The sequence below is a fragment of the Salinibacterium sp. dk2585 genome, from assembly GCF_008001035.1.
In the GTDB taxonomy this organism is placed as follows: domain Bacteria; phylum Actinomycetota; class Actinomycetes; order Actinomycetales; family Microbacteriaceae; genus Homoserinimonas.
Window position 1 is genome coordinate 2304150 of sequence record NZ_CP042856.1, and the last position, 26857, is coordinate 2331006.

A 26857-nucleotide genomic window follows, 5' to 3' on the forward strand; every position below is an offset into this window, starting at 1 on the left:
TCGCTGAGACGACACTCAAACACCCTCCCGGGCACTGTGAAGGTGCTTGAGTGTCGTCTCAGCGGGAAGTGGCGGGGTTCGCTGGGTGCTTGGTGAGAGCGGCGGCGGACCGCCGACTCTAGCGTCTGGCGCATGGAGTGGATGTGGGCGACCGAGTACGAGCTCGCGCGGCAGGTGTTGCAGCGGGGCGTCGCCGCCATGTTCCTCGTCGCCTTCCTGTCGACTTTCAACCAGTTCCCCGCGCTGCTCGGGGAGCGCGGCCTCTCGCCCACGCCCGCGTTCCTGCGCCGCGTGACCTTCCGGCAGGCGCCGAGCATCTTCCACTGGCACTACAGCGACCGGATGCTTCGCCTCGTCTGCCTCGTCGGGGCCCTCGCCGCGGCATCCGTCGTCGTCGGGTTGCCGCAAATGGGGCCGCCGTGGGTTCCCCTGCTCGTGTTCCTCCTGATGTGGACCCTGTACCTCTCGATCGTCAACGTCGGCCAGACCTTCTACGGCTTCGGCTGGGAGAGCCTGTTGCTGGAGGCGGGGTTCATCGTCGCGTTCCTCGGCTCGAACGAGGTGCCGCCGCCCCTGCCGATCATCGTGCTGTGCTGGTGGCTCGTGTTCCGGCTCGAGTTTGGCGCGGGCATGATCAAGATGCGCGGCGGAAGCGAGTGGCGCGACCTCACGGCCCTCATGTACCACCATGAGACGCAGCCCATGCCGGGGCCGCTCAGCCGATTCGCGCACCTCCTGCCGAAGTGGTTCCACAAGGCGGAGGTGCTCGGCTCCCACTTCGCGCAGCTCGTCGTGCCGTGGTTCCTCTTCGCGGCGCTCATCCCGCATCCGGTCGCGCAGATCGCCTCCTCCGTGGCCGCCGTCATCATCATCGGCACGCAGGGCTGGCTCGTGCTGACCGGCAACTTCGCGTGGCTCAACTGGCTCAGCATCGTGCTCGCCTTCTCGGCGATCGCCGACTTCCCGTGGCTCGTGAAGGCCGCGACCGCCCTCAACGCCTGGGTGCCCGGGTGGGAGCTGCCGGGGCGCGGCGAGGCCGGCACATTCGGGGTCGCCGATGAGTACACGTGGTTCGCGATCGTGGTGCTCGTGGCATCCGCGTTCCTGGTCGTGCTGAGTTGGCGCCCGCTCCTGAACCTGTTCTCGAGCAACCAGCTCATGAACGCGAGCTTCAACCGCTACCACCTCGTCAACGCCTACGGGGCGTTCGGCACTGTGACGAAGGAGCGCTACGAGATCGTCATCGAGGGCACCCGCGCGCCGACGCCCGACCGCGGATGGCGCGAGTACGAGTTCAAGGGCAAGCCCGGCGACCCGACGCGGGTGCCGCGGCAGTTCGCGCCGTACCACCTTCGGCTCGACTGGCTCATGTGGTTCCTGGCGCTGGGCCGGCAGGAGCGGTGGTTCAGTGTGCTGCTCATCCGTCTGCTCGAGGGCGACAAGGCTGTGCTCCGGCTGCTCCGGCTCAACCCCTTCCCGGACGCACCGCCCTCGTGGGTGCGCGCGCGCGTCTTCCTCTACCGCTTCGCGACGCACGAGGAGCGGCGCCAGCGTCGGCTGTGGTGGATCCGCACGCCGATCGACGAGCTCGTGGGGCCCGTGCAGCTCGGGCCGGGTCACGCCGCGCGGGGCGGCGGCCCCTTCGCGCCGTCGGGCACCGGTGCGGATGCGCCGCGCTCACCTTTCGGCGGAAAGCTCAGATCGCGACACGAGCATCCTGCCGAAAACCGAGCGCCGCACGACGAAACCCATCCATCTGCGGATGGCGCGACCGCGGCGGGCGCGCCCGCGCGCGACCCCGACGTGGATCCCGACGGGGCCAACGCCGTCGATGTCGAGAACCCGGCGGGCGAGCCGGACCCCGGCACCCCCGAACCCGGGCAGGATGGTGCCCGTGGTTGATGCGAATGTGGTGGGGGCCGGGCCCAACGGTCTTGCCGCCGCGCTGACGCTCGCCAAGGCGGGCCTCGAGGTCGTGCTGACCGAGGCGGCGGATGTCGTGGGCGGTGGCCTGCAGACGCGCGAGCTGACAGGCCCGGGCTACCTGCATGACGTCTGCTCGGCCGTGCACCCGGCGGCGCTGGCATCGCCCTTCTTCCAGGCGTGGGGCCTCAAGCGCCGCGTCGACTTCGTCATCCCGGAGGCGTCGTATGCGCATCCGCTCGACGGTGGACGGGCCGGCATCGCGTGGCACTCGCTTGACCGCACGGTCGACGGCCTAGGGCCCGACGGCAGGGCGTGGCGCCGCTTCTTCGCGCCGCTGATCAAGCGCATCGATGGCATCGTCGACTTCACCGGCTCGCAGCTCCTGCGGGTGCCCGACTCGATCCCGGCGGCGGTGCTCTACGGCCTGCGCACGCTCGAGCAGGGCACTTCGGCGAGCTGGAACCGGCGCTTCTCAAGCGAGGCAGCCAGCGCGATGCTCACGGGCGTCGCCGCCCACACGAACCACTCCCAACCGTCGCTCACGACTTCCGGCGCGGGCATCCTGCTGGCCGCCCATGCGCACGCCGGTGGCTGGGCCGTGCCGCTCGGGGGTTCCCAGGCGATCGCGGACGCGATGGCGGCCGATTTCGAGGCGATGGGCGGGCGCATCCGCCTGGGCACGACCGTGACCTCGGCGAAGGATCTCGAGCCGTCGAAGATCACCCTGCTCGACACGACGCCGCGGATGCTCGCCCGCTTCACCGACCTGCCAGCGAAGTACGCGCGGGCGCTCGCCCGCTTCCGCTACGGGCAGGCGGCGGCGAAGGTCGACTTCGCCCTCTCCGGGCCTGTGCCGTGGTCCAACGCGCAGGTCGCGCTCTCGCCGACCGTGCACGTGGGCGGTTCGCGGCAGGAGATCGTGGCAGCCGAGCACGCGGTCGCGCGGGGTCGTGTGCACGAGAAGCCCTACGTGCTGGCGGTGCAGCCCTCCGTGGTTGACCCCTCGCGTGCTCCGGAGGGCCACCACGTGCTCTGGACCTATACGCACGTGCCCAACGGCAGCACGGCGGATGTCACGGAGTCGGTCATTCGGCAGATCGAACGCTTCGCTCCGGGCTTCCGTGACCTCATCGTCGCCTCGAACACGATGTCGACGAGTGATTTCGAGGCGCACAATGCCAACTACATCGGCGGCGACATCTTCTCCGGCGCGCTCGACCTGCTGCAGCTCGTCAAGCGTCCGGTGATCTCGCGCACCCCGTGGCGGACTCCCGTCGATGGCCTGTACCTCTGCTCCGCGGCGACGGCCCCTGGGCCCGCCGTCCACGGCATGAACGGCTGGTACGCGGCCGACCTCGCCCTGCGCGAGCACTTCGGCATGCGGGCGCCCTATCGAAACTGAGCGGCACTCCCCTAGCATCGGGCTGTGACCTACGCCACCGGAATACTCGCGGATTCCCCGCCCGCCTCCGGCGCATCGCTGCCGACTGCCATGGCGCGGTTCGTGAGGGACGCGTTCCTCCTGCGCGGCCGTGCGAGCCGCAGCGAGTACTGGTGGTGGATGCTGGTCAACATCCTCGTCGTCGGGACATGCCTGTTCGCCGTACCCCTCCTGGTGGCCGGATCGGCTCCCCAGCCGAGCTTGAGAGTCGGGCCTTTCGGTTCGGGGTTCTTCGCGGACCTCACCGTCTTCACGACGAGCGCGACCGGGCCTTCCGAGTCGGCAGTAGTTGCGGGTTTCGCGATCCTCGGCGCAGCATGGGTCCTCTTCACGCTCGTTCCCGGAGTCACGGTCGCCGTTCGCCGCCTCCACGACTCCAACCTGTCTGGCGCCTGGGCGCTGCTCGCTCTCATCCCGGCCGGCGGCCTGATCTTGCTGGCGCTCATGCTCCGCCGGTCCAGCTGGGAGGGCGCGCGCTTCGACGCGTGACGCGGCGACTGCCAGAGGTGGCGCGCAATCCCGGCGCCTACTCCGCCCACACCCCAGAGCTGCCCCGGCGGTGGCTGCCGAGGAGGTGGGTGTCGACGATGCCGATGGCCTCCATGAGGGCGTACATCGTTGTCGGCCCGACGAAGGTGAAGCCCATCTTCTTGAGCGCCTTCGAGAGCGCGGTCGATTCGGGCGAGGTGGTGGGGACATCCGCGAAGGTGACCGGCTTGGGAGTCTCAGCCGGTTGGAATGACCAGACGAACTCGGCGAGCCCGCCCTCCTCGCGCAGCGCGACCGTTGCGGCGGCGTTCTGGATCGTTGCCGCGATCTTGAGGCGGTTGCGCACGATGCCCGCGTCGGCCATGAGCCGGTCGAAGTCCGCCTCGCCGTAGCCCGCGACCGTGTCGGGATCGAAGTCGTGGAATGCCGCGCGGAAGGCGGGGCGCTTGCGCAGGATCGTCGCCCATGAGAGGCCGGACTGGAACGCCTCGAGGCTCAGCCGCTCGAAGACTCCACGCTCGTCGCGCACGGGCATGCCCCACTCGGTGTCGTAGTACTCCCGCATGAGCGGGTCACGGGATGCCCACGCGGGCCTGGCGAGTCCGTCGTCGCCGACAAGGAGGGGCGACGGTTCGGGAACCGGGCTGAGTGCAGCACCAGTCGGGGCCGACGCAGCGCCAGCCGCGGCCGTCGCCGCCTCCGTGCCGGCGCTCACGCTGCCGCCTCCAGCCCGAGCAGCACGCGTTTGGCGTCGAGCCCGCCGAGGTAGCCGCCGAGGGAACCGTCGGAGCGCAGCACGCGGTGGCACGGCACGACGATGGGCAGCGGGTTGGTCGCGCAGGCGGTACCCACGGCGCGCACGGCGCGCGGGCTGCCCGTCGCGGCGGCGACCTGCGTGTAGCTCTCGGTCGCCCCATAGCCGATCCCCGCGAGATGCTCGAGCACGGCGCGGCGGAAGCCCTTCGTCAGCCGCCAGTCGAGCGGCACGTCGAAGGCCCGGCGCGTGCCCGCGAAGTACTCGTCGACCTGCCGGGCGGCAGCGTCGAGACGGCCTGGTGACTCGAGCACCCTCGGGCTCACTCGGGCGGCGAGCGCTTCCAGCACGGTGTCGAAGTCCTCACGCTCGAAGGCGAGGCGCACGAGGCCCGCGGGGGTCGCGGCGAGGAGCAGCGCGCCGATCGGGGTGTCGACCGTGCGGTAGGCGACGTCGAGGAGTTCGGATGCCGCGGCATCCGTCTCGAGTCGCTCATGCAGTCGGGAGAGCGCTGCCGCCTCCTCTAAATGGTCGGGCTGCAGCGCGGGCGGTGCGCCCTCGAAGATGGTGGTCATGGGAGCTCCTTGTCGTGGTGCCGTTTCCCTGTAGACGCGCGGGTGGGCACGGATGTGAGGTCGGCGGCAGGAAGAATCGCTACGGGGGGAACCACTTGGCTCGCAGGGCGGCGACACCGTCGGAGGAGGCCCGGCGTGCGGCATCCGGAGAGCAGCCGACGATGGCGGCAACCTCGGAGTGCGGGAGTCCCGCGAAGAAGTGGTAAGCGACAGCCTGCCGCTGCCGATCCGGCAGGGTGGCGACGAGCGCCCAGAGGTCTGGATCTTTCGCGGGCGCGACCCCTGTGGAGGGAAGCTCCGCGACCGGCAGCGGGGCACGCTCGCGCGCGCGAATGACATCGATCGCCTTGCGGTGCGCGATCGTCACGAGCCATGCCTCGACGTTGGCGTCATCGGGCAGCGAGGGGTAGGCGCGCAGCGCGGCGAGGAAGGTCTCGGACCACGCGTCATCCGCGTCCTGCACGCCCAGCACGGCCCGGCACACGCGCAGCACAGTCGCGCCATGCTGCTGCACGACGCGCTCGAAGGGATGCTTCACCCGCCCAGTCTGGCAGTGCCCTCCGACAGCGGCGCCCGGGTGATCGCGCCCTAGCCACGGCCCCGGCGGAGCGCCTACCGTTGCCCTACGACGAGGGAGGCACCATGACACCGGAACAGGGCGAGCTCGTGGAACGTCTTCGCGCCCGGCTCGCGGAGGAGCCGACCGTGCGCGAGGTGTCGATGTTTGGCGGTCGATCGTTCATGGTCAACGAGAAGATGATCGCGAGCGCCCTCAAGAACGGCGGGCTCCTCGTGCGGGTGGCAGCCGAGGAGCACGAGCGACTCGTCGAGCGCGCCGGAGCACGGCAGGCGGAGATGGGCGAGGGGCGCGACATGGGGCCGGGGTGGATCGAGGTCGAGGCGGATGCGATCGCCGACGAGGGCGGGCTCGGTGAGTGGCTCGAGGTCGCCATGCGCTACAACCGCGCCGTGACACGCAGCGCCCAGCCTTGACGCCGCGACGTCCAGCCGTGAGTCGCCTGAGTCTCGCCCAACGTTGAGGCCGCCCGACCTAGCGTGGCGGGCATCCGCACGTCCACGACGCCGAGGAGGCACGCCATGCCGGAGATCCACCACCACGAACCGCCCTACACGGTCGGCTACTTCGTCGGGAGCCTCGCGACCGCATCCATCAACCGCACCCTCTCGAAGGCGCTCATCAGACTCGCCCCGAAGGAGCTCGAGTTCACCGAGATCCCCATCGCGAACCTGCCGCTCTACAGCTACGACTACGACAACGACTACCCGGCCGAGGGTCGCGCACTCAAGGAGGCCATCGCATCCGTCGACGCCGTGCTCTTCGTGACGCCCGAGTACAACCGGGCCATCCCGGGCGCGCTCAAGAACGCGATCGACTGGGCGAGCCGGCCGTGGGGGCAGAACTCCTTCGCGCGCAAGCCCTCTGCGGTCATCGGGGCGTCGATTGGCGCGATCGGCACGGCCGTCGCCCAGCAGAACCTCCGCAGCGTGTTGAGCTTCTGCGACTCGCCACAGATGAACTCGCCCGAGGCCTACATCCAGATGACGCCGGGCCTCATCACCGACGACGGCGAGGTGACGAACGAGTCGACGAAGGAGTTCCTCACCGGCTACATGAACTCCTACTTCGAGTTCATCACGCGCGTGCTGACGGTCATCCCCAAGGCGTAGACGGTTCGCTCAGCCGTTGAGCTGCGCGATCTGCAGGAGGTTGCCGCAGGTGTCGTCGAGCACGGCGATCGTGACGGGGCCCATGTTGCTTGGCGGCTGCGTGAAGGCCACACCCTCGGCGACGAGCCGGTCGTACTCTGCCTGCACGTCGTCCACCGCCATGATGCAGCACGGGATACCGTCGGCCAGGAGGGCATCCGCGTAGGCGACGGCGGCCGGGTGCGCCTTCGGCTCAAGGGAGATCTGCGTCGCGTCCGGCTTGCCCGCCTCCACGACAGTGAGCCAGCGGTGCTCGCCCATGGGCACGTCGGCGGCGACCTCGAAGCCGAGCGTGCCGGTGTAGAACTCGAGTGCTTGCTGCTGGTCATCGACGACGATGCTGACGGTCTGGAGCTTCATGTGTGTGTCCTTCGCGAGGGCCACCGCTCGGCGATCTGCGCGAGCGGGGCGGTGTTAATGGTGTGGAGCTTGTAGCGCCCCCGGCGCTCCGTGCGCACGAGTCCCGCTGCTTCGAGCACGTCGAGGTGCTGCGACACCGCCTGCCGGGTGGGCGTCAGGTCGTGGTGCATGGCGAGTTTGGTGCACAGCTCGAAGAGGGTTTGCTCATCGCGCTGCATGAGTTCGTCTAGCAGGAGGCGGCGCGTTTCGTCGGCCAGGGCCTTGTACACGTCGCTCATGCACTCATGATAGGCAAGTGCTCACTTGCCTGTCAAGCACTCGCTGTCGGGGCGCAAAGCTACGATTGCCGAATGACGATCATCGCCGCCGCCGACGGATCAGCACTCGGAAATCCAGGCCCCGCCGGCTGGGCCTGGTACGTCGACGACGGATGCTGGGACGCCGGCGGCTGGAAGCACGCCACCAACAACCAGGGCGAGCTGAAGGCCGTGCTCGAGCTCTTCCGCGCCACCGCACACGTCAACGAAGACCTGCTGGTGCTGTGCGATAGCCAGTACGTCATCAACTCGGTCACCAAGTGGATGCCCGGGTGGAAGCGCAAGGGCTGGCGCAAGGCCGACGGCTCCCCCGTCATGAACGTCGAGCTACTCAAGGAACTCGACGAGGCGCTCCAGGGTCGCGACTTCACCTTCGAGTGGGTCAAGGGCCACGTCGGCCACGAGCTCAACGAGGCAGCGGATGTCCGTGCCCGCGCGGTCGCGGAGGCCTACCGCCGCGGCACCCCCGTGCCGAGCGGCCCCGGCTTCACGGCGGGCCACACCATCAGCACCGAGGTGCGGCCCGAGGTCAGCGCTCCTCGGCCCACAATCGACCCCGCCGCTGAGCTCGCAGGCCCCGAACGCGTTGGCGCCTCCTTCGAGGAGGAGGACGACGCCCTCTTCTCGCTCGACGCACCGACGTGGCATCCGTTCACGATCTCGCTGACCGAGGACGAGCACGAGCGGCTGCTCCGCCGGGCACGCGATCGCGGCGTCACGCCGGAGGAGCTGCTCCGCGGCCTCATCTAGGCGCAGATACTCCCAGCCTCCCGCACTCGCAGGCATTGCCGCCGGAGCGGTTCGGGCCTACCTTCTGCTCATGACCTCACCTGCAGGAGTCGAGACACCTCCGGCCAGCGCCAAGCTCAAGCGCAACATCTCCGGCCTGTTCCTCTTCCTCTTCATCCTCGGCGACGTGCTCGGCGCCGGCATCTACGCGCTCGTCGGCGTCATGGCGGGCGAGACGGGCGGCGCGATCTGGGTGCCGCTCGGCATCGCGCTCCTCCTGGCGCTGCTGACCGCCGGCTCCTATGCGGAACTCGTGACGAAGTACCCGCGCGCGGGCGGTTCGGCGGTCTTCGCCGAGCGCGCGTTCAAGAAACCGATCGTGTCATTCCTCGTAGGCTTCTCGATGCTCGCGGCCGGTGTCGTGAGCGCGGCCGCACTGGCACTCGCGTTCGCGGGCGACTACCTGAGCGTGTTCATCGAAATCCCGCCCATCCTGGGTGCCGTGCTCTTCCTCGTGCTCGTGGCGCTCATCAACCTGCGCGGCATCAAGGAGTCGATGCAAGCGAACTTCGTCATGACGGCCATCGAGTTGACGGGCCTGCTGATCGTGCTCATCACGGTCGGGGTCTTCGTGGGCGGCGGCAACGGTGACTTCAGCCGACTCACCGAGTTCAACCCTGACACGACCCCTGCCTTGGCGGTCATGGCCGGCGTGCTGCTCGCCTACTACTCCTATGTGGGCTTCGAGACCTCGGCGAACATCGTGGAGGAGATCCGTGACCCCGCCCGCGTGTACCCCCGCACCCTCTTCGCCTCGCTCCTGACCGCAGGGGCGCTCTACATGCTCGTCGCGGCGGCATCCACCGTCACACTCGCGCCGGAGGAGCTTGCGGAGTCCACCGGCCCCCTCCTCGCCGTCGTGGAGGAGACGGGCGCCGGCATCCCGCCGTGGCTTTTCAGCGCGATCGCCCTCATCGCGGTCGCGAACGGATGCCTCCTCACCATGATCATGGCGAGCCGCCTCGCCTACGGCATGGCGAAGCAGCGCCTGCTGCCGCCCCCGCTCGGCAAGGTGCTTTCCGGCCGCGGAACCCCATGGGTCGCCATCATCGTCACGACGATCGTCGCCATGGGGCTCACGTTCACGGGCGATCTCTCGACCCTCGCGAACACGGTCGTGCTCCTGCTGCTGTTCGTCTTCCTCAGCACCAACATCGCCGTGCTGGTGCTGCGCCGCGACAAGGGCGAGAGCGACCACTTCAAGGTCTGGACCTTCGTGCCCGTGCTCGCGGTGCTCTCCTGCATCGCTCTCATGACGCAGCAGTCGGGCGAGGTGTGGCTCCGCGCGCTCATCCTGGTCGCGGTCGGGGTGGGCCTCTACTTTGCGACGCGCTGGTGGTCGAAGAAGGGCGACGACACGGATGCCGCGGACACCGCGACCGCCGCGTCGCCCCGGCGCGACGAGCAGTAACACCGCGATCAGCACAATCAGGAGAAGGCCAACCAGGGCCGCAAAGTTGAGATGCCGCCTATTGACTCTGGGGCCATGGCGGCGCACGCTTTCGAGATGAAGGCAATCGTGAACCATTTCGAGATCCCCGCCGATGACCTCGAGCGGGCGCAGTCGTTCTATGCCGAGGTCTTCGGCTGGAAGATGGAGAACTGGGGCGACGGCAACATCATGGTGGAGGCCGCCGAGGGCGGCATCGGTGGCGACATCCACCAGCGGGGCAGCGATGTTCCGCACCCGACGTTTGTCATCACCGTCGACCGCATCGAGGATGCTGTGGCCGCGATCACTGCGAAGGGTGGCCAGATGGTGTCGGCAATCCTGACGATGCAGGGCATGGGGCGCTACGCCTACTTCAAGGACAGCGAGGGCAACCTCCTCGGCGTCTGGGACACCGTCACCGACGCAGTGCAGGAGGAATGACCATGAAGGTGAAGTACATGCTCATGGTCTTCGGCGAGGAGTCGGAGGTGCGCGCGCACGGTTCAGCGTGGGCGGAGCGGGTCACCTCATTCATGGTGCAGCTCGACGACGAGCTGGCGCAGAGCGGCGAACTCGTCTACTCCGAGGTGTTGGAAGACGGGCATGACGCGTTCCTCGTCGACCGGCACGGCGGCATCCACGACGGGTCCCTCGCCGGGGCGACGCCGCTGCTGCGCTTCATCGTCGTGCGGGTGACGGATGAGTCGCGCGCGCTCGAGATCGCCGCCCGCATGGCCGAGGCGGTCGGCTCGGCGGTCGAGGTGCGGGAGGTGCGGGAGCTGCACCCGGATGCGATCCGCCCCTAGACGCCGCGAATAACGGATGCTGTGCCGTAGACGGCCGTGAGCCCAACGGCCGTGGTCAGTACCTCAGGTGTCGGATGTGCGTGACAGACTCGGGTGGTGCCCACGCCGACTCCACCCGACGAAACCTGGCGTGGTCGGCTCGAAGCGCTCGTCGGGGAGCACGAGGGCCTGCCGGGGGGCCGCGCGATGGCGCTCCAGTTCGAACTGCGCGAGCTGATCCCTCCCGCCGTGCGTCGCTGGGGCGGCGCCGTCGCCCGCACCGTCACGGCTGACGCGGCGATCATCGGCGAGGTGCGCCTCGCCGTGCGTCCCGTCGCCCGCAGCACGGCCGGCAACTGGACTCGCGCCGAACTCTCCTGGGCCAACTTGCCCTTCAAGGCGAGCGCAGCCAACCTCGACGAAGCGCACCACGCGTGGTTCTCGCAGTTCGCCGCCCTGCACCGACCCGTCCGTGACGTCTACACGGGCCGCGACGGCGACTGGCTGCACCTCGACGACTACCAGAGTCCCCTCCTGTGGAACCTGCTGGCGGATGCTGCGGGGCTCGGCATCGCCTTCGTGGGCAGCACGGGCGGCAGCCGCGGCGCTGAGGTGCTGCTGGGCCGGCAGGCCCGCGTCACGCTCGACGCATCGTCGAACGCCGAGGGACTGACGCTGGCCCCCCGGGTGGAGTTCGACGCCCAGCAGACCGCCGCGGCATCCGTCGGCGTCATCGCCGACCACGGGCTCTACCGCTTCGAGCTCACGCCGCCCCGCTTCGAGTTGGCCCCGCTCAACCGGCCGCTCACACCCGAGCGGAAGGCGCTGCTGCAGCAGGACGCGATCGTCGTGCCCGCGGCATCCGTCGACCAGGTCGTCGCGGAGCTCGTGCCCGAACTGCAGCGCCGCGTGGGCGTCACGAGCACGGATGCCACGGTCACGGTGCCTGCGCCCGCGCCTCCCCCGGCCGCGGAGCGCGACGAGGAGCACCCCGAACCGCCCCGGCTCATCATCAAGACCGTGCCCACCGACCAGCCGGACTGGTTCGACCTCGGCATCATCGTGCGGGTCGGCGAGTACGACATCCCCTTCGGCCCGCTCTTCAAGGCGCTCGCGAAGGGGCAGAAGAAGTTCAAGCTAGTCGACGGCACGCACCTCAAGCTGACCCTGCCGGTCTTCGACCGCCTGCGCGAATTGATCGCTGAGGCGCAGGACATCGACGAGTGGGACGTCGCGCCCCGCATCAGCCGCTACCAGGCGAGCCTCTGGGCCGACTTCGAAGACCTCGCTGATGAGACCGACGAGGCGGTCGAGTGGCGGGCCGCCGCGCGCGGGCTGCTCGACGCCGCCGAGATTCCCCGCGTGGAGCACGGCCTCGACGTGACGCTGCGCCCGTACCAGCAGGAGGGGCTCGACTGGCTGGCCTTCCTCCACTCCCACGGCCTGGGCGGCGTGCTCGCCGACGACATGGGGCTCGGCAAGACGCTGCAGACGCTCGCGCTCGTCGAGCACGTGCGGCGAACGGCGACGGATGCCGCGAGCGCGCGCCATCCCTTCCTCGTCGTCGCACCCACCTCGGTCGTATCGAACTGGGCCGCCGAGGCCGAACGCTGGGCGCCCATGCTGCGGGTGCAGCAGGTCGGCACGACGGGTGAGGAGCTTGACCTCTCGGCCGACATCGTGGTGACCTCCTATGCGCTGTTCCGCCTCGACTTCGCCAACTACCGCGCCGCGACCTGGGCGGGGCTCGTGCTCGATGAGGCGCAGTTCGTCAAGAATCACGCGGCCCTCGTGCACCGCTGCGCCCGCGACCTCGTCGCCCCGTTCAAGCTCGCCATCACGGGCACACCCATGGAGAACAACCTCATGGAGCTGCGCGCGCTCTTCGCGATCGTCGCGCCCGGGCTCTTCCCTTCGGCCCGGCGCTTCGCGGAGGAATACGTGCGCCCGATCGAGGGCGGACAGCGGGAGCGCCTCGAGCGCCTTCGCCGTCGCATCCGCCCGCTCATGCTGCGCCGCACGAAGGCGCTCGTCGCGGCCGACCTGCCCGAGAAGCAGGAGCAGGTCGTGACGGTCGAGCTGCAGCCCGAGCACCGGCACCTCTACGACACGGTGCTGCAGCGCGAGCGCCAGAAGCTCTTCGGGCTCATCGACGACGTCGACCGCAACCGCATGATCATCTTCCGCTCGCTGACCCTGCTGCGGATGCTCGCGCTCGACGCCACCCTCATCGATGAGGCCCACGCGGGCGTGCCGTCGAGCAAGCTCGAGGTGCTGCTCGAACAGCTCGAGGAGGCCGCCGCCGAGGGGCACCGCACGCTCGTCTTCAGCCAGTTCACCTCCTACCTGCAGGTTGTTGCCGGCGGGCTGGATGCCGCGGGCATCCGCTACGCCTACCTGGACGGGTCGACGCGGCGGCGCCGTGAGGTGATCGACGGCTTCACTGAGGGTGAGGCATCCGTGTTCCTCATCAGCCTCAAGGCCGGCGGCTTCGGCCTGACGCTGACCGAGGCGGACTACGTGTTCCTGCTCGACCCGTGGTGGAACCCGGCGGCCGAGAACCAGGCGATCGATCGCGCCCACCGCATCGGGCAGCAGCGCAACGTCATGGTCTATCGGATGATCGCGGCCGACACGATCGAGGAGAAGGTCCTCGCGCTCTCCCGGCGAAAAGCTGAACTGTTCTCCTCGGTGATGGACGCGGATGGCGTGTTCTCGGAGAAGCTCACGGCGGAGGACATCCGCTGGCTCGTCGACGGCTGACGGGCCTTCTACCGGCGCTTGCGTGCGGCGGCGAGCGCGTCGGCGGCACGCACGAGCCCGAGGTGGCTGAAGGCCTGCGGGAAATTGCCCGCGAGGCGCCGCGACTTCGGGTCATACTCCTCCGCGAGCAGGCCGAGGTCGTTGGCGTACCCGACCAGCTGGGCCATGAAGCGTTCGGCGTCATCCAATCGACCGCTCTCGGCATACTGCTCGACGAGCCAGAAATTGCAGATGAGGAAGGGATACTCCTCCCCCTCCAGCCCGTCGAGGTGCGCCTCGGTGCGATAGCGGTGCAGCAACCCCTCCTCGTCGCTCAGGTCGCGCTCGATGCGCGCCACCGTGCCGAGCATCCGCGGATCGTCGTAGGCGATGAAGCCCGTGTGTGGCAGCTGGAGCAGGGATGCATCGACCTCCTTGTTGCCGTAGGTCTGGGTGAAGCTGCCGATCTCCTCGTCGTAGCCGTGTTCGTCGATCTCGGCGCGCAGGCGGTCGCGCAGTTCGCGCCAGCGCTCGACGGGGCCCGTGAGCCCGTGCTCCTCGACGGCACGGATGCCCTGGTCGAAGGCCGCCCACATCATGACGCGACCGTGGGTGAAGTAGTGGGTGTCGCCGCGCATCTCCCAGATGCCGTGGTCCTTGCGGTCGAAGTTGTCCTCGCAGTAGTCGAGGAGTCCCCGCTGCAGCGCCCAGGAGTAGTCGTTCTCGGGCTCGCCGGCGTCGCGCAGGGCTCCCAGCGCGAGCATCACCTCGCCCACGACATCCGCCTGGTACTGCCCGGCGGCGCCATTGCCGACACGCACGGGCCGGGATCCCTCGTAGCCGCTCAGGTGCTCAAGCTCCGACTCGCGCAGGTCGCGCTCACCACCGAGGCCGTACATGATGCGCACGTCGTTGACGTCGCCAGCGACGCTGCGCAGCAGCCAGTCACGCCAGAGGGTCGCCTTCTGACTCATGCCGTGGGCGATGGAGACCTCGATCGTGAGGGCGGCGTCGCGCAGCCAGACATAGCGGTAGTCCCAGTTGCGGGAACCGCCGAAGTTCTCCGGCAGCGATGCGGTCGGCGCCGCGACGATGCCGCCCGTGTCGACGTGGGTGAGGCCACGAAGCACGAGCAGTGATCGCCCGACAAGCTCGTGGTGCTCGGAGTCGGTCGCGATGAACTGCTCGGTCCAGTCGGTCCAGAAGCGCACCGCCTGCTCATAGGCCTCGTCGGGGTCGACGGGCTTCGGCGCGTCCTTGTAGGAGGGGAACCAGGTGAGTTCCCAGTCATGGCGGTCGCCCGCCGACATCTCGAATCGACCCCCAAGCTGGGGAGCGCGCGCGCCGCAGATGGCACCGTCCGCGGGCTTGTCCCGCCACTGCAGCAGCGGACCGTTGAAGAGCAGTGCGTCGGGGCCGGCGAGCGCCAGCAGCGCAGGGGCGCCGTGGTGCGTCACTTCGCGCACCCACGGCGTCGCGCGGGCGTAGTCGAAGCGGATGCGCAGGTCATGCTCGACGGTGACGGTGCCCTCGAGGCATTCGACCCGTCGAATCAGGTTGGCGTGGCCGTCACCCGCGGGCAGGAAGTCCGTGACCTTCGCGATCCCGGTGCCGGTCGTCCAGGTGGTCTCGAGCACGAAGGTGTTCGGGATGTAGCGGCGGTCGGACACCTCGCCGTCGACGACCTGCAGGAGCCAACGCCCATCATCCGCATCGCCCAGGATCGCGCTGAAGAAGGCGGGCGAGTCGAAGCGCGGCAGGCACAACCAGTCGATGCTCCCGCGGCGAGAAACGAGTGGGCCGGTGTGCAGGTCGGACAGGAACGCGTAGTCCTCGAGGGGGATGCTCATGGTCTCCCCTGTATACCCCAGCTTGCGTCGCCCGAAGTCGGTGCGGGTGCCGACTGGCGAGGCCGCGCCGAGGGGGGAAGCCCGGATTCCCAGGTGACTCGATTTCGGACAGATGATCGTGCCGCGGCAACGTCATCTGTCCGAAATCCGGTCATTCGCTGGGAGAGACCACGCGGGGGCCTCAGACCACGCGGGCCTCAGACGGCTGGGGCCGGCTCCGCGAGGCGCGCGACGAGGGTGCGCACCTGGTCCAGTTCGCCTTGGAGTCGTTCGACTTCGGCACGGACCTGAGCGAGTTCCGCGTCGAGGGCGATCTCGTAGCGGTCATCCCGCGGCGGGAGCGCCGCCCGGATGATGTGCGAGTAACCGGCGTCGAGCGCCAGCCATTCGCCTACCGAGATCGTGCGACGCGCGCGGTTGCGGATGGTGCGGGCACCATCGCTTGTCACCACCCGCAGTGCTGCACCGTCTACGCGCAGTACCCGCGCGGGGATGCTGAAAGGAGGGAGTTGTTCTTTGCTCCAGCCCTGGAGGGGGAGCTCGTGCTGACTAGACAATCTGTGTACCTCATCGAATCTGGCGTCGCACGCCGGATGAGGCGCGCGTCTAGTGGGAAGGAGTGGTGTGGGAGGGGACTGGGGCACAGATCTTCGCTTCGGTAATCAATGTCATCCCCTCCTTTCTCTCTTCTTGTGCGGCCCTGGGGAACGGCCGGCGTCGCGATTCGGTTGATTGTGCTGGGCTTGTCGCGAACGCGTGTCAGAACGTCAGTTTCGCGGCTCGGAAACGCTAGCGGATGCGTTGCTTGCAACGCAAGCATCCGCTGGAAATTCCTCGCGGCAGGCATCGGGAGTCTTCTGTGCCGCGATCGACGCTACTGTTCACCACGTTCGGGCCTTCATTCCGGCGGTGCCGAAGCGTAGTGTGACGCCGTGACCGTGATCATCGCGTTCCTCGCCAACATCGTCGTGGCTGTCGCCAAGACCGTCGCCGCCGCGATCACCGGCTCTGCATCGATGGTTGCCGAGGCAACCCATTCCTGGGTCGACGCTGGCAACGAGATCTTCCTCCTGATCGCGGAACGTCGCTCAGCGCGACCGAGGGACGCGCAGCATCCGTTGGGCTACGGGCGCGAGGCCTTCGTCTGGTCGCTCTTCGCGGCCGTGGGAATCTTCACGGCGGGTGCCGTGGTGTCGATCATGCACGGGGTTCAGGAGCTCTCGAATCCCGAGCCCGTCGAGTCCCCCCTCGTCGCCTACATCGTGCTCGGGGTCTCCTTCGTGTTCGAAGGGGCGTCGTTTGTGCAGGGCATCGGCCAGGCCCGCCAGCAGGCGCGCCAGCGCGGGGTCCGCACGATGGATGTCGTGCTCAACGGCTCCGACGCCACGCTCCGCGCGGTCGTGGCGGAGGACTTCGCGGCGCTCATCGGCGTGCTCCTGGCCGCGGGGAGCATCGCGCTGCACCAGATCACGGGGAATCCGGTCTTCGACGCGATCGGATCGATACTCATCGGCATCCTGCTGGGCGTCGTCGCCGTCGTGCTCATCGACCGCAACCGGCGCTACCTCGTGGGCGCGAATTCCACCGCGGCGGTGCGCACCATGGCGGGGCGGGCGTTGCTCTCGCAGCCGGAGATCGCCAGGGTGACCTACCTCCATCTCGAGTATGTGGGGCCGAAACGACTCTTTGTCGTCGCGGGGGTCGACCTCGAGGGCGACGCGTCCGAGCACGAGATCGCCGAACGGCTGCGGCACATCGCGCAGAGGATCGAAGAGAACGAGTTCGTCGAGACCGCGGTGCTGGGCCTCTCGACGCGGGACGAGCCCTCGCTCCGCTTCTGAGCGCCTGGCACGCAAGAACGCCCTCCCCCGTTCGGGAGAGGGCGTTCTCGACTGGGTGGATCAGGCCGCCATCGCGGCACGCTCGCCAGTGACGGCGAGCTCGCCGTCACGGGCGGTCACTACGGCTCGATCACCTGCTGCCAAGCCGCCCGCGACGAGCAGCTCCGCGATGCGGTCGTCGACCTCACGCTGGATCACGCGGCGCAGCGGGCGGGCACCGTACTCGGGCTCGTAGCCGGCATTCGCGATCCAGTCGATCGCCTCATCGCTGACGCTGAGCTCGATGCCCTGCGCCGCGAGCCGCTCCGTCGACCGCGCAAGCTGCAGGCGCACGATGTCGCGCAGCTGCTCGCGGTCGAGCTTCTGGAAGAGCACGATCTCGTCGATGCGGTTGATGAACTCGGGGCGCATCGCTTCGCGCACCTTGCCCATGACGCGAGCCCTGACATCCATCGCCTGCTCCCCCGGGGCCGCGAACCCGATGTTTCCCGTGCGGGAGGCGAGGAACTCGCTGCCGAGGTTCGACGTCATGATGATGACCGTGTTGCGGAAGTCGACCGTGCGACCCTGGCCGTCGGTCAGCCGCCCGTCGTCAAGCACCTGCAGCAGCAGGTTGAAGACGTCGGGGTGGGCCTTCTCGATCTCGTCGAGCAGCACGACCGAGTAGGGGTTGCGGCGCACCTGCTCGGTGAGCTGGCCCGCCTCGTCGTAGCCGACGTAGCCAGGAGGGGCACCGACGAGGCGGGAGACCGTGTGGCGCTCACCGAACTCGCTCATGTCGTAGCGCAGCATCCGCTTCTCGTCGCCGAAGAGCGACTTGGCCAGCGACTTGGCGAGTTCGGTCTTGCCGACGCCGGTCGGGCCGAGGAAGAGGAAACTGCCCACGGGCCGGTTCGGGTCACCGAGACCCGTGCGGCTGCGGCGGATCGACTTGGCGATTGCCGTGACGGCGTCGTCTTGTCCGATGACGCGCTCGTGGAGTTCGCCCTCGAGTCGCGCGAGGCGGCTGCGGTCGTCCTCCGTGAGGCGCGCGGCGGGGATGCCGGTCGCGCGGGAGATGACCTCCGCAATCTCGCGCTCGGTGACTTCGAGCTGGCCGGCCGGGGCCGCCGTGAGCTTCTCGATGCGGTCACGGAGAGCGGATGCATCCTCGTAGCGTTCATCGGCGACGGCCTGGTTCTTGGCCTCCTCGAGTTCGGCGAGGGTCTGCTCGGGTGCCGCGACGACACCTGAGCGCAGTCGCATCCGTGCCCCTGCCTGGTCGATCAGGTCGATCGCCTTGTCGGGCAGGAAGCGGTCGGTCACGTAGCGGTGCGACAGCTCGACCGCCGCACGGATGGCCTCGTCGGTGTAGCGCAGGCCGTGGTGCTGCTCGTAGCGCTCGCGCAGGCCCAGGAGGATCTGCACGGCGTCGTCGACGCTCGGCTCGCCCACGTGCACGGGCTGGAAGCGGCGCTCGAGGGCCGGGTCTTTCTCGATGCGGCGGTACTCCTTAAGGGTCGTCGCGCCGATCAGGTGCAGCTCGCCGCGGGCGAGGCGGGGCTTGAGGATGTTGCCGGCGTCCATGCCGCCAGCGTCACCGCTGCCGCCAGCGCCGACGATCGTGTGGAGTTCATCGACGAAGACGATCACGTCGGGGTGTGCGCTGATCTCGTCCATGACGTTCGTGAGGCGCTCCTCGAAGTCGCCGCGGTAGCGGGTGCCGCTGAGCATGCCGGCAAGGTCGAGGCTCACGACGCGCTTGTCGCGCAGCTGCTCCGGCACGGTGCCGTCGACGATCGCCTGGGCGAGGCCGTCGACGATCGCGGTCTTGCCGACGCCCGCCTCCCCGATCAGCACGGGGTTGTTCTTGGTGCGACGGGAGAGGATCTCGATCGTCTGCTCGATCTCCTCGGCGCGGCCGATGACGGGGTCGAGGGCACCCTCACGCGCGCGGGCGGTGAGGTCGATCGAGTACTCGTCGAGGGTGGGGGTTTCGGGGGTTGAGCTGCCTTCGCCGGTTGAGCTTGTCGAAACCCCGCCCTCGCGGGTTGAGCCTGTCGAAACCCCGCGGTCTTCCGCCGTCGCCTGCAGGGTCTGCAGGGCCTGTGGCGTGACGCCGTGCTGCGCGAGCACCTGGCCGGCGGGCGCATCCTGGTTGGCGACGAAGACCCAGAAGAGGTGCTCGGGGTCGATGTAGGTCGAGCCGAAGGCGCGGGCCGCCTGGTAGGCGTCGAGGAGCGCGCGCTGCGCGGCACCCGTGAGCGACGGGGCATCCGTCGTCTGTTCGCCGTCGGCGGGCAGGCGCTGCTCGAGCGACTTCGCGATCTGCTTGCGGTCGGCGCGCACGGCGCGGAACGCCCCGTGGAGGCTCGTCTCGTCGAGCAGCGCGCGCAGGATGTGGAGCGAGTCGACCTCGCTGTGACCGTGCTCGCGGGCGAAGCGGGCGGCGCGGCCCATCAGCTCGGTCGTGCGCCGGCTGAGGAAACGGGTGATGTCGATGGGGCGGCCGGTGGCGCGCTGGCCCTGCAGGAACTGGGCGAGAAACTCGTTGAACGCGTCGCTACCGACGGGTCCGAAGAATGTAGGCAATGTGTCCTCCTGGCTTGAAGTTGAGTGCCTGTGACTCAATTTTATTCAACGGCGCCGCGGCATAAAAATTCCGCCTCACGCCAACTTTTCTCCGAGGTTCGTGAGACTCGGCCCAACTCCGTGACAAGCGGCCGTACGGTGTGCCCGTACGGCGGCGCGCCCACCCGGCGCGCCGGAGGACTGATCGAAGGAGGAGCCCACATGGCTGACCTGACCGGCAAGAAGATCGCATTCGTTGCGACGAACGGCTTTGAAGACTCGGAGCTCACCGAACCGTGGAAGGCCGTGAGCGAGGCGGGCGGGACGCCCGTGATGATCTCTCCCGAGTCCGGCTCGATCGAGGGCAAGAACGGCCACAAGCAGGCGGTCGATATGTCGACCTCGGATGCTTCTGCCGCCGACTTCCAGGGGCTGGTACTGCCCGGCGGGGTCGTGAACGGCGACACCATCCGCATGGATGAGTCGGCCGTGTCGTTCGTGCGCGAGATCTTCGCGCAGCACAAGCCTGTCGGGGCGATCTGCCACGGCGGCTGGATCCTGGCCGACGCCGACGTGCTGAAGGGCCGCAAGCTCACCTCCTATGCGAGCCTCCAGACGGACCTGCGGAATGCGGGCGCGGAGTGGGTCGATGAGGAGGTTGTCGTCGACGCGGGCCTCGTGTCGAGCCGCACCCCCGACGACCTGCCGGCCTTCAACTCGAAGATCGTGGAGGAGTTCGCGGAGGGCAAGCACGAGGGCCAGACCGCGTAGGCCTGCACAGCGAGAATGCCTCAATGCCCGCGGCAAAGCCTCTCAAGCTTGGAGCTCTGGCCTACGCAGCAGCGTCGACGCGCACATGCCCCACCCCCATGCGCGCCTGCCCCGGGCGGCACCGCACTCCCGTCAGTGCATGCCAGTGCCCTGCAGGTCCCGCGGGGTGGGGCTGCGGCTTGGCATGCGGATCGGTTGCTGTTCCGGATCGACGCTCGGCGGCGGGGTCAGCCAATAGTCGCCACCCGTTCGCGTGATTTCCCAGTGGTTGTTGTGCAGAAGCAGGTGATGGTGTCGACACAGTAGGATCCCGTCGGCGACGTTGGTTGCTCCCCCATCGCGGAACCAGTGTTTGATGTGGTGCGCCTCTGTCCAGGCGGGCGGGCGTTCGCAGCGGGGCCAGCGGCATCCGCCGTCGCGGGCGGCGAGCGCGATGCGTTGGCGCCGGGTGTAGAGGCGCTGCTCCCGCCCGACGTCCAGCGGCTGGCCGTCGGCATCCATGACGATTGCCTGGACTCCCTGCGCACAGGCGAGGCGTTCGACCGTGTCGATCGACACTGGGTCGGCCTGCCCTTCGATCGCGCCGCTGCCCCGTCGCTTCTCGAGAACGGGCGCTGCCCCGAGCACCCGGACGGAAGGTCGCCGTGTCCCGATCAGGGTGGTCGGCGCCGTGTCGGCGGCGATGCGGAGAAGCTCAAGGAATCCGTCTGACGCAAGCTGCTCTGTCGTGCGGCCGTCACTAAGTATGCGCTCGGCACGGTCGTTCTCGGGCGTTCCCTCTACGAACCGGGGCCCACCGCGGCGAGGAGAGGTGAGCTGGTCATAGCTTTCGCGGACGACGGCCGCAGTCTCGGGATCCATGTCCCAGACAAGCCGCGTCATCCCGTCGACGCGCTGGTAGATGCGCAGCGCCCTGGCCGCTCTGCGTGCCTCCTCCCTCGACGCGACGCCGGCGAGATCCAGTTCGTCCCGCAGGTCACGCGCCCGCCGGTACAGCCGGTCGGCGTCGAGAGGCGTGAAGATGGCATCGTCGCTGCCGCGTGTTGCTTCGAGGAGCAGTCGGGCCGCGGCATCCGCCAACATGTCGGCGGTGATGTCATCATTGGGCGCGCCGAGACCATTTGCGATGGAGTCCGCAGACGCGAGCGAAAGGTCACCGGAAGCAACGGCAGCGGACACCGCCGTCAGCCATGGGCGGCTCGGCGCGGTCAGTTCGCCGCTGCGCATGTCGACCCGGCCGCCGCGCTGGGCTTCGTCGATGGTGAGCCCAACTCGGACGGCTTGCCGCGCTTCGTTCGCGGTGGACCCGGTCGTCACCCGGATCAGTTCCTCCGCGGTGCGATAGCCGCCGCGCTGGGCGAGGCCGTCTGATCCGAGTTCGCGCGCGGACCGACGGGAGATCTGCGCCGCCACGAGCGCGGACCGCGACTCGATGAGACGGCGCTGCGCGGAGAGCTCGCGCTGGACAGCGAGCAGCTCGTCGTCGCTTAGGGCGTCGAAGAGATCGAGTGAGTCCGGCATGAGACGAAGCGCGTCAGTGGCCGACTCGAAGGTTGCGAGGCTGCCCGAAACCGACACCTGACCAAGCGATACGTCCGGACTCGACACCCGGTCAGACTGCACATCCGCACCCAGCGGGCGATCGGACGGCGCGCCCGAGAGGAGCACATGACGAGACGGCACATTCGAGTACCGCAGACTAACGGCAATACCCGCCTCGCGGGCGCCCCGCGCCTCAGACGGCAGCGTTGAGGCCGCATCTGTGAGCGTGAGCGAAGACATAACGCAAGCCTGTCAAATCGAACATACTTTCGAAAGATCTCGGCTGTGATCAGTGGATAAGTTCTCGAACCAACGCTTGGGGAGGAGCGGTCAGTCCCACCAGAAGCTCCACATGTGCGAGCCGACCAGGCGACGCACATACGGGGCGATTCCTTCGAAGCCATGGAACTGCGTGTCGTACCGACAGAAGTGAAAGTGTTCGCGAGCAACAAGTCGAGCTTCAGCCTCGTCGCGCGGGGGGCGGGCCACCATCAGTGTGAGCCGACTCATGCTCGCCGAATACACATAGGCGCCGAACCGCTCTTGCCACGACTGCAGCACGGGCACGACGTCGGCACCGAGCCACCTCCGGTTGCAGGGCCCGCTCCATCCGAGTTCGGCCACCGCCTCGGCGGGCGTCGACGCTGGTACCAGCGCGATGTCCTGGGCTACAGGCGCGGGCGACCAGAAGTCTCGCGGATGCCCCGCCACTCGATCGATGAGCTGCATGTCAGAACTCCGCGACTCGATGTGAAGTTCGCCGCTGCGATCATCCACGACGCCACATTCAAAGCAGTAGTCGTCTTCCTGGATGCTCCACGCGTGGCGCTCCAGGCCGAACACCTGTCGGATGCTTTGGCCTTCGCCGTTCTCGCGCCACCATCCCCGCTCCCAGGGCCGCGTGAGGTACTGGGGGTCGATACTGCACACCGGCCAGAGGCCACTGTGCGGGTACTGCTTCACCAGTTCGAGCCAGCTGGGTCCGTCGCTGAATTCGGCCAACTGCGCTTCGCCCCATCCGGCGATGGCCCACGCTTGCGGGTGGTCGACGTCCTCGTCGTGCCTTGGGCCAGCGTCGACGGCAGGCGAGGTCGGCTCCTGTTCGAACGCACCGCTTGTGCGCTGAGGTCCGGCGATGCGGCAGACCGGATGCCCGCGGAGTTCACCAAGGTGGGGAAGGAACAACACGTTGCCGTGCGGAAGACTCCCCCGCCCCTTCGTCTCGATGAGGCGCTGAGGCTTCGTGAGCGTCGGCGCCTGCGGCGGGGAGGATGCGTCGGTGCGGCGTGGTCAGGTCATGCGAGCGAAGTTAGTTGGGTGCGCCCACGAGCCATCGGGCAGAGGCCAACACCGGGGACATGCCAGCGTTCGGCCCGCTGTGAGGGGATACTGCCTAGCCCGGAGGCCCCCGTGACTCGCCAAGCTGCGAAGCCACCAAGCCCCGTAGTCCGAACGCCCCGGGGCGCACAGGCGCCCAGCCGCTACCCCGTCTCCACGAGCGTGATGAACGCGCTCAGCTCGGCGACCCCGTCGGGGGTCGCGGGCAGGTATTCGGTGAGGTGAGGCGAGTGCACGAGGTAGGCGGCCCACTGCGCGCGCGAGATGGCGACGTTGAGCCTGTTGCGCATTAGGAGGAACGACATGCCGCGCGGCACTTCCACCGGCGATGAGGCCGCAAGGGTGACGATCGCGATGACCGCCTCCTGCCCCTGGAACTTGTCGACCGTGCCGACTCGCACATCCCCCAGGCCCGCGCGAACCAGTGCCGCGTGCACGAGGGCGACCTGCGCGTTGTAGGGCGAGACCACGATCACGTCGTCCTGCGTGAGGGGGCGCTGCGTGCCGTCGGTCCATTCGCGACCCAGCATGTCGCGCACAAGGTCGACGACGGCGGATGCCTCTTCCGCGGAGTCCACCGCGTTGCCCCAGTGGTCGACGGCGACGGGGTGGAGACCGGGTTCGATTCCGTCGAGGTGGCGAGCCGCGGCATCCGGATGCGAGTGCAAAGCCCCGGCATAGGAGAGCCGCGAGACGGGCGCGGTGACGGCGGGGTGCATGCGGCGGCTGGCGGCGAGGAAGTAGCCGAGTTCGCCAGGCAGCACGTCGTGGCCGTCGCTGATCCAGCCGAGCGCGGAGCCGTCGATGGGTTCGGGATGCGTGCCCTGGCTCACCTGCGGCAGCTGCTGCGGGTCGCCGAGGAGGAGCAGGTTGCGGGCGGCGACGCTGGACGCGATCGTGGCGGCGAGCGAGAACTGGCCGGCTTCGTCGATGACGAGGAGGTCGAGCGACTCGCGCGGGATGCGGGCCGGGTTCGAGAGGTCCCACGCGGTGCCGCCGATGACGTAGCCGCGGGGGTTGCTCGCCGCGAAGAGCAGCTGCCCGTCTTTGGGAAGGGCGGTGAAGGGGCAGTCGGCGTTGTCGGTGACCTTGCCGACCCGGCTCGCGTCGAGCCCCGCCTTCTCGACCACCGCGCTGAGCACGTTCTCGACGACGGCGTGGGATTGGGCGACGACGCCGATCTTCCAGCCGTGGCGCTGCACAAGCTCCGCGATGACGTGGGAGGCGAGGTAGGTCTTGCCCGTGCCGGGCGGACCCTGCACCGCAAGGTAGGAGTCGTCGAGGTCGAGGCAGGCGGCGGTGACGGCGCGAATGTAATCCTCGTCGCTCGCGTCGGGCAGCATGCTGGAGCGCTTGCGCGGCGGGGTGCGGCGCAGGATGTCGACTGCCGCATCCTTCGGCCAGGGACCGCTGCCATCTGGCCCTCGCGAGTCGACGATGGCCTGCGCCCACTCCTCGATCGCGGGCTTCTGCTGGCCGGCGGGCGGCGGGGTGCCCGGGGTGAGGGCGACGGGAAGCGCCGAGTAGGGCTGGCCGTCGGCGCGGAGGGTCTCCTGGATGAGCACGCTGTCGTCGTCCACGTCGAGCAGGGTGATCTGTTTGCAGCTGCGCGCGCCCGGCTCAGCGCCGGGGTTCGTGAAGGGCGCGGGTTGCTCGTAGAGGGCGAAGGGCCCGCTCATGCCCCCCGGCTTGACGCTGGAGCCGGGCGCCCAGGTGCCGTGGAGCCTGACGATGCGACGTTCGTTGCGCTGGCGGCCCTCCTTGTACCAGTCGGTTTCCACGCTGCCTCGGGTGACGACGAAGACGTGGCGGGTGTCGCCCCACTCCTGGATGGGGGCGACGAGTCGGCTGAAGTGGCCCCACCAGAAGGTCTTCTGTTCGCGCCGGTGGTAGTCGATCGCGGCGGCGGCGAAGGCGGCGGCGGTCTCGTCGGGGGTGCGTTCGTGGTGGCCGTCACCCGCGAGCCGCAGGAGTGCATCGTGGAGGGGCGAGGGCTCGAGCTCGAGTGGCTCGGCGTCGGTGGAGGCGAGGGGTGTGACATCCGCCCCCGTCGCGAGCTCGAGGAGCCAGTCGCGCAGGCGGAGGGTCGAGACGCAGTCGTAGCGGTTGTAGTCGGCGATATCGGCGAGCTTGCGATCGAAGCCGGCGTGGTCGCCCGCTTCTCGGAGTTCGACGGCGGCCGCGTATTCGACGATCGAGTCGGCCGCATTGGTGACCCCGTCGGCGTCGCGGAGTTCGTCGCCCATGTAGAGCGGTTCGAGCTTCTTGATTGAGTAGGAGCGGCTGCCCACCCGGAGTGCGCGCGACACGATCGGGTAGAGGTCGACGAGCACGTGTTCTCGCAGCAGCTGGTCGACCTCCGCCTCGCCAACGCCGTGGCGGGCGGCGAGCTGTGCGAGGTGGGTGCGTTCGTAGGACGCGTAGTGGTAGATGTGCATGCCGGGGTTGCGGCGACGGCGTTCGGCGACATCGGCGAGGAACCGGCGCAGGGCATCCTTCTCCTCGGCGAAGTCGTGCGCCCAGTAGGCCGTGAACTCGCCCGCGCTGTCGACGTAGCCGAAGAGGTAGTCGAGGCCCCAGCGGGTGCTGTCACCCTCCGTGTAGAGCGGGTCACCTTCGAAGTCGAAGAAGATGTCGCCGGGGTCGGGGGCTGGAATGGCGGCGAGCGCCTCGCCGTCGACGAGGCGGAATGGCGGGGGGCCGGCCTTCCCGCTTCCCTCGATCTGCAGCGCGGCCTGCGCCCGCAGCCCGGCGAGCGTGCGGTCGGCGATGCCCTCGATGGGACCCGTGGATGCCGCGAGCTCGTCGATCGTACGGATACCTGCGGCTGCGAGCCGCTGGTGTTGCGTGACCCGGAGCCCGGCGACGAGCAGCACGTCGCGCGCCGCCTGCACCTCGGCGTCGCACACCTCGCAGCGCCCGCAGATGGCGTAGTCGGGGTCGCCCCATGCGACGGCGGATGTCGCGGCCATCCGCTCCCGCACGATCTGGTGCAGCCGCTGGCGTCGCCGCCGGTACACGGGCGCGATGTCGGCGACCTGGTGCGGGTCGTGGCGTCCGTCGCCGAGGATCAGCTCGAGGGTGTCACTGCGCGGGACGCCGAGCCGATCGAGTTGTTCGGCGTAGGCGGCGAGCTGGAGCAGTGCGGTCACGCGGGCGCTGCGCGCGAGCTTGGTGTCTTGCACGATGTAGCGGCCGTCGTGGCCGCGCACGATGAAGTCGGCGAAGCCGAGGAACGCGATCTCGACCCCATCGACCGGCTCGTCGCGCTCGTGGAATGTGGCCTGGAACACCACATCGGCGCCCGCACGGAAGGCCTCGAGGGTGTCGTGCGCCGCGGCATCCAGTGCCCCCGGCTCAGTGGGATTGACCCGGGCGATCTCGACGACGCGGCCCTGCTGCTTGTATTGCTCGAGCACGCGGGCCTCGTGCTGGTCGCCGAGGGTGCTGGTGCGCTCAAGCATGGCGTCGGGTTCGAGCGCGACGCCCTCGATGCGGCCGAGCTTCACATCGAGCGCGCGCACGAAGGCGAACTCGCACTTGGACGCTGCCGTCAGGTCGCTCGCGCTCGTATAGACGACGGCATGCCCGTCGCCGGCCGCGCTCAGGAACACGCCTGCGCCTGGG

The 26857-nt window shown here is 68.8% G+C and carries 23 protein-coding genes; 12 read left to right on the forward strand and 11 right to left on the reverse strand.

The features are described 5' to 3' along the window. The first annotated feature begins 132 nt into the window (after nt 1-132). From FVA74_RS10825 to FVA74_RS10835, 3 genes are read left to right on the forward strand one after another with little or no spacing between them, the layout of a single operon-like run. The gene (locus FVA74_RS10825) at nt 133-1902 is read left to right on the forward strand and encodes a lipase maturation factor family protein (protein ID WP_147722357.1); all 1770 of its coding nucleotides are present in this window, start codon (nt 133-135) and stop codon (nt 1900-1902) included. Then, nucleotides 1886-3328, forward strand: a complete 1443-nt coding sequence (locus FVA74_RS10830) for an NAD(P)/FAD-dependent oxidoreductase (protein WP_187266472.1) — start codon at nt 1886-1888, stop codon at nt 3326-3328. Before FVA74_RS10825 ends, FVA74_RS10830 begins: the two co-directional genes overlap by 17 nt. Nucleotides 3329-3352: 24 nt before the next feature. Next, a complete protein-coding gene (locus FVA74_RS10835) occupies nt 3353-3856 on the forward strand; it encodes a DUF805 domain-containing protein (protein ID WP_147722359.1) in 504 nt (167 codons plus the stop codon). 37 nt (nt 3857-3893) lie between these two features. On the opposite strand, the gene FVA74_RS10840 is transcribed toward FVA74_RS10835, so the two are convergent. From FVA74_RS10840 to FVA74_RS10850, 3 genes are all read right to left on the reverse strand, one after another. After that, entirely contained in the window at nt 3894-4571 is a 678-nt protein-coding gene (locus FVA74_RS10840; protein ID WP_168220111.1) for a DNA-3-methyladenine glycosylase I, read from the reverse strand. Further along, nucleotides 4568-5185 carry a methylated-DNA--[protein]-cysteine S-methyltransferase gene (locus tag FVA74_RS10845; RefSeq protein WP_147722361.1) on the reverse strand — a complete coding sequence of 206 codons (618 nt, stop codon included), beginning with the start codon at nt 5183-5185 and terminating at the stop codon, nt 4568-4570. The genes FVA74_RS10840 and FVA74_RS10845 overlap by 4 nt, the downstream gene beginning before the upstream one ends. 79 nt (nt 5186-5264) lie before the next feature. Next, nucleotides 5265-5723, reverse strand: a complete 459-nt coding sequence (locus tag FVA74_RS10850) for an RNA polymerase sigma factor (protein WP_147722363.1) — start codon at nt 5721-5723, stop codon at nt 5265-5267. Nucleotides 5724-5827: 104 nt separating this feature from the next. Here FVA74_RS10850 and FVA74_RS10855 point away from each other — a divergent pair, with 104 nt between their 5' ends. After that, complete coding sequence (locus tag FVA74_RS10855) at nt 5828-6178, forward strand: TfoX/Sxy family protein (RefSeq protein WP_147722365.1); 351 nt, start codon at nt 5828-5830, stop codon at nt 6176-6178. A gap of 105 nt (nt 6179-6283) precedes the next feature. After that, complete coding sequence (locus tag FVA74_RS10860) at nt 6284-6874, forward strand: NADPH-dependent FMN reductase (protein WP_147722367.1); 591 nt, start codon at nt 6284-6286, stop codon at nt 6872-6874. A 9-nt stretch (nt 6875-6883) separates the two neighbouring features. Here the strand turns inward: FVA74_RS10860 and FVA74_RS10865 are convergent, their stop codons facing one another. Then, entirely contained in the window at nt 6884-7273 is a 390-nt protein-coding gene (locus FVA74_RS10865; protein ID WP_147722369.1) for a VOC family protein, read from the reverse strand. Next, a complete protein-coding gene (locus tag FVA74_RS10870) occupies nt 7270-7551 on the reverse strand; it encodes a helix-turn-helix transcriptional regulator (RefSeq protein WP_147722371.1) in 282 nt (93 codons plus the stop codon). The genes FVA74_RS10865 and FVA74_RS10870 overlap by 4 nt, the downstream gene beginning before the upstream one ends. A 72-nt stretch (nt 7552-7623) precedes the next feature. On the opposite strand from FVA74_RS10870, the gene FVA74_RS10875 reads away from it, so the two are divergent. From FVA74_RS10875 to FVA74_RS10895, 5 genes are all read left to right on the forward strand, one after another. Beyond that, a complete protein-coding gene (locus tag FVA74_RS10875; RefSeq protein ID WP_147722373.1) occupies nt 7624-8340 on the forward strand; it encodes an RNase H family protein in 717 nt (238 codons plus the stop codon). 70 nt (nt 8341-8410) lie between these two features. Beyond that, nucleotides 8411-9790 carry an APC family permease gene (locus FVA74_RS10880; protein ID WP_147722375.1) on the forward strand — a complete coding sequence of 460 codons (1380 nt, stop codon included), beginning with the start codon at nt 8411-8413 and terminating at the stop codon, nt 9788-9790. Between the two features lie 75 nt (nt 9791-9865). After that, nucleotides 9866-10252 carry a VOC family protein gene (locus FVA74_RS10885; RefSeq protein ID WP_168220112.1) on the forward strand — a complete coding sequence of 129 codons (387 nt, stop codon included), beginning with the start codon at nt 9866-9868 and terminating at the stop codon, nt 10250-10252. A gap of 2 nt (nt 10253-10254) precedes the next feature. Continuing rightward, entirely contained in the window at nt 10255-10617 is a 363-nt protein-coding gene (locus tag FVA74_RS10890) for a YciI family protein (protein ID WP_168220113.1), read from the forward strand. Nucleotides 10618-10713: 96 nt separating this feature from the next. Next, entirely contained in the window at nt 10714-13359 is a 2646-nt protein-coding gene (locus FVA74_RS10895) for a DEAD/DEAH box helicase (protein ID WP_240792219.1), read from the forward strand. A gap of 8 nt (nt 13360-13367) precedes the next feature. Here the strand turns inward: FVA74_RS10895 and FVA74_RS10900 are convergent, their stop codons facing one another. Next, nucleotides 13368-15188, reverse strand: a complete 1821-nt coding sequence (locus FVA74_RS10900; RefSeq protein WP_147722381.1) for a glycoside hydrolase family 15 protein — start codon at nt 15186-15188, stop codon at nt 13368-13370. Between the two features lie 197 nt (nt 15189-15385). Continuing rightward, the gene (locus FVA74_RS10905) at nt 15386-15745 is read right to left on the reverse strand and encodes a hypothetical protein (protein WP_147722383.1); all 360 of its coding nucleotides are present in this window, start codon (nt 15743-15745) and stop codon (nt 15386-15388) included. 375 nt (nt 15746-16120) lie between these two features. On the opposite strand from FVA74_RS10905, the gene FVA74_RS10910 reads away from it, so the two are divergent. After that, the gene (locus FVA74_RS10910) at nt 16121-17029 is read left to right on the forward strand and encodes a cation diffusion facilitator family transporter (RefSeq protein ID WP_147722385.1); all 909 of its coding nucleotides are present in this window, start codon (nt 16121-16123) and stop codon (nt 17027-17029) included. Nucleotides 17030-17089: 60 nt separating this feature from the next. On the opposite strand, the gene FVA74_RS10915 is transcribed toward FVA74_RS10910, so the two are convergent. Then, nucleotides 17090-19600 (reverse strand): ATP-dependent Clp protease ATP-binding subunit, encoded by a 2511-nt coding sequence (locus FVA74_RS10915; RefSeq protein WP_147722387.1) that lies wholly within the window; start codon nt 19598-19600, stop codon nt 17090-17092. Nucleotides 19601-19801: 201 nt separating this feature from the next. On the opposite strand from FVA74_RS10915, the gene FVA74_RS10920 reads away from it, so the two are divergent. Further along, on the forward strand, nt 19802-20350 hold the full coding sequence (locus FVA74_RS10920; protein ID WP_147722389.1) for a type 1 glutamine amidotransferase domain-containing protein: 549 nt from the start codon (nt 19802-19804) through the stop codon (nt 20348-20350). A gap of 132 nt (nt 20351-20482) precedes the next feature. Here FVA74_RS10920 and FVA74_RS10925 read toward each other — a convergent pair whose 3' ends face one another. The 3 genes from FVA74_RS10925 to FVA74_RS10935 form a co-directional block, all read right to left on the reverse strand. Then, nucleotides 20483-22132, reverse strand: a complete 1650-nt coding sequence (locus FVA74_RS10925) for an HNH endonuclease signature motif containing protein (protein WP_147722391.1) — start codon at nt 22130-22132, stop codon at nt 20483-20485. 90 nt (nt 22133-22222) lie between these two features. Beyond that, a complete protein-coding gene (locus tag FVA74_RS10930; RefSeq protein WP_147905587.1) occupies nt 22223-23080 on the reverse strand; it encodes a DUF4253 domain-containing protein in 858 nt (285 codons plus the stop codon). Nucleotides 23081-23373: 293 nt separating this feature from the next. Continuing rightward, nucleotides 23374-26844, reverse strand: a complete 3471-nt coding sequence (locus tag FVA74_RS10935; protein ID WP_240792220.1) for a bifunctional RecB family nuclease/DEAD/DEAH box helicase — start codon at nt 26842-26844, stop codon at nt 23374-23376. Between the last annotated feature and the right edge of the window lie 13 nt (nt 26845-26857).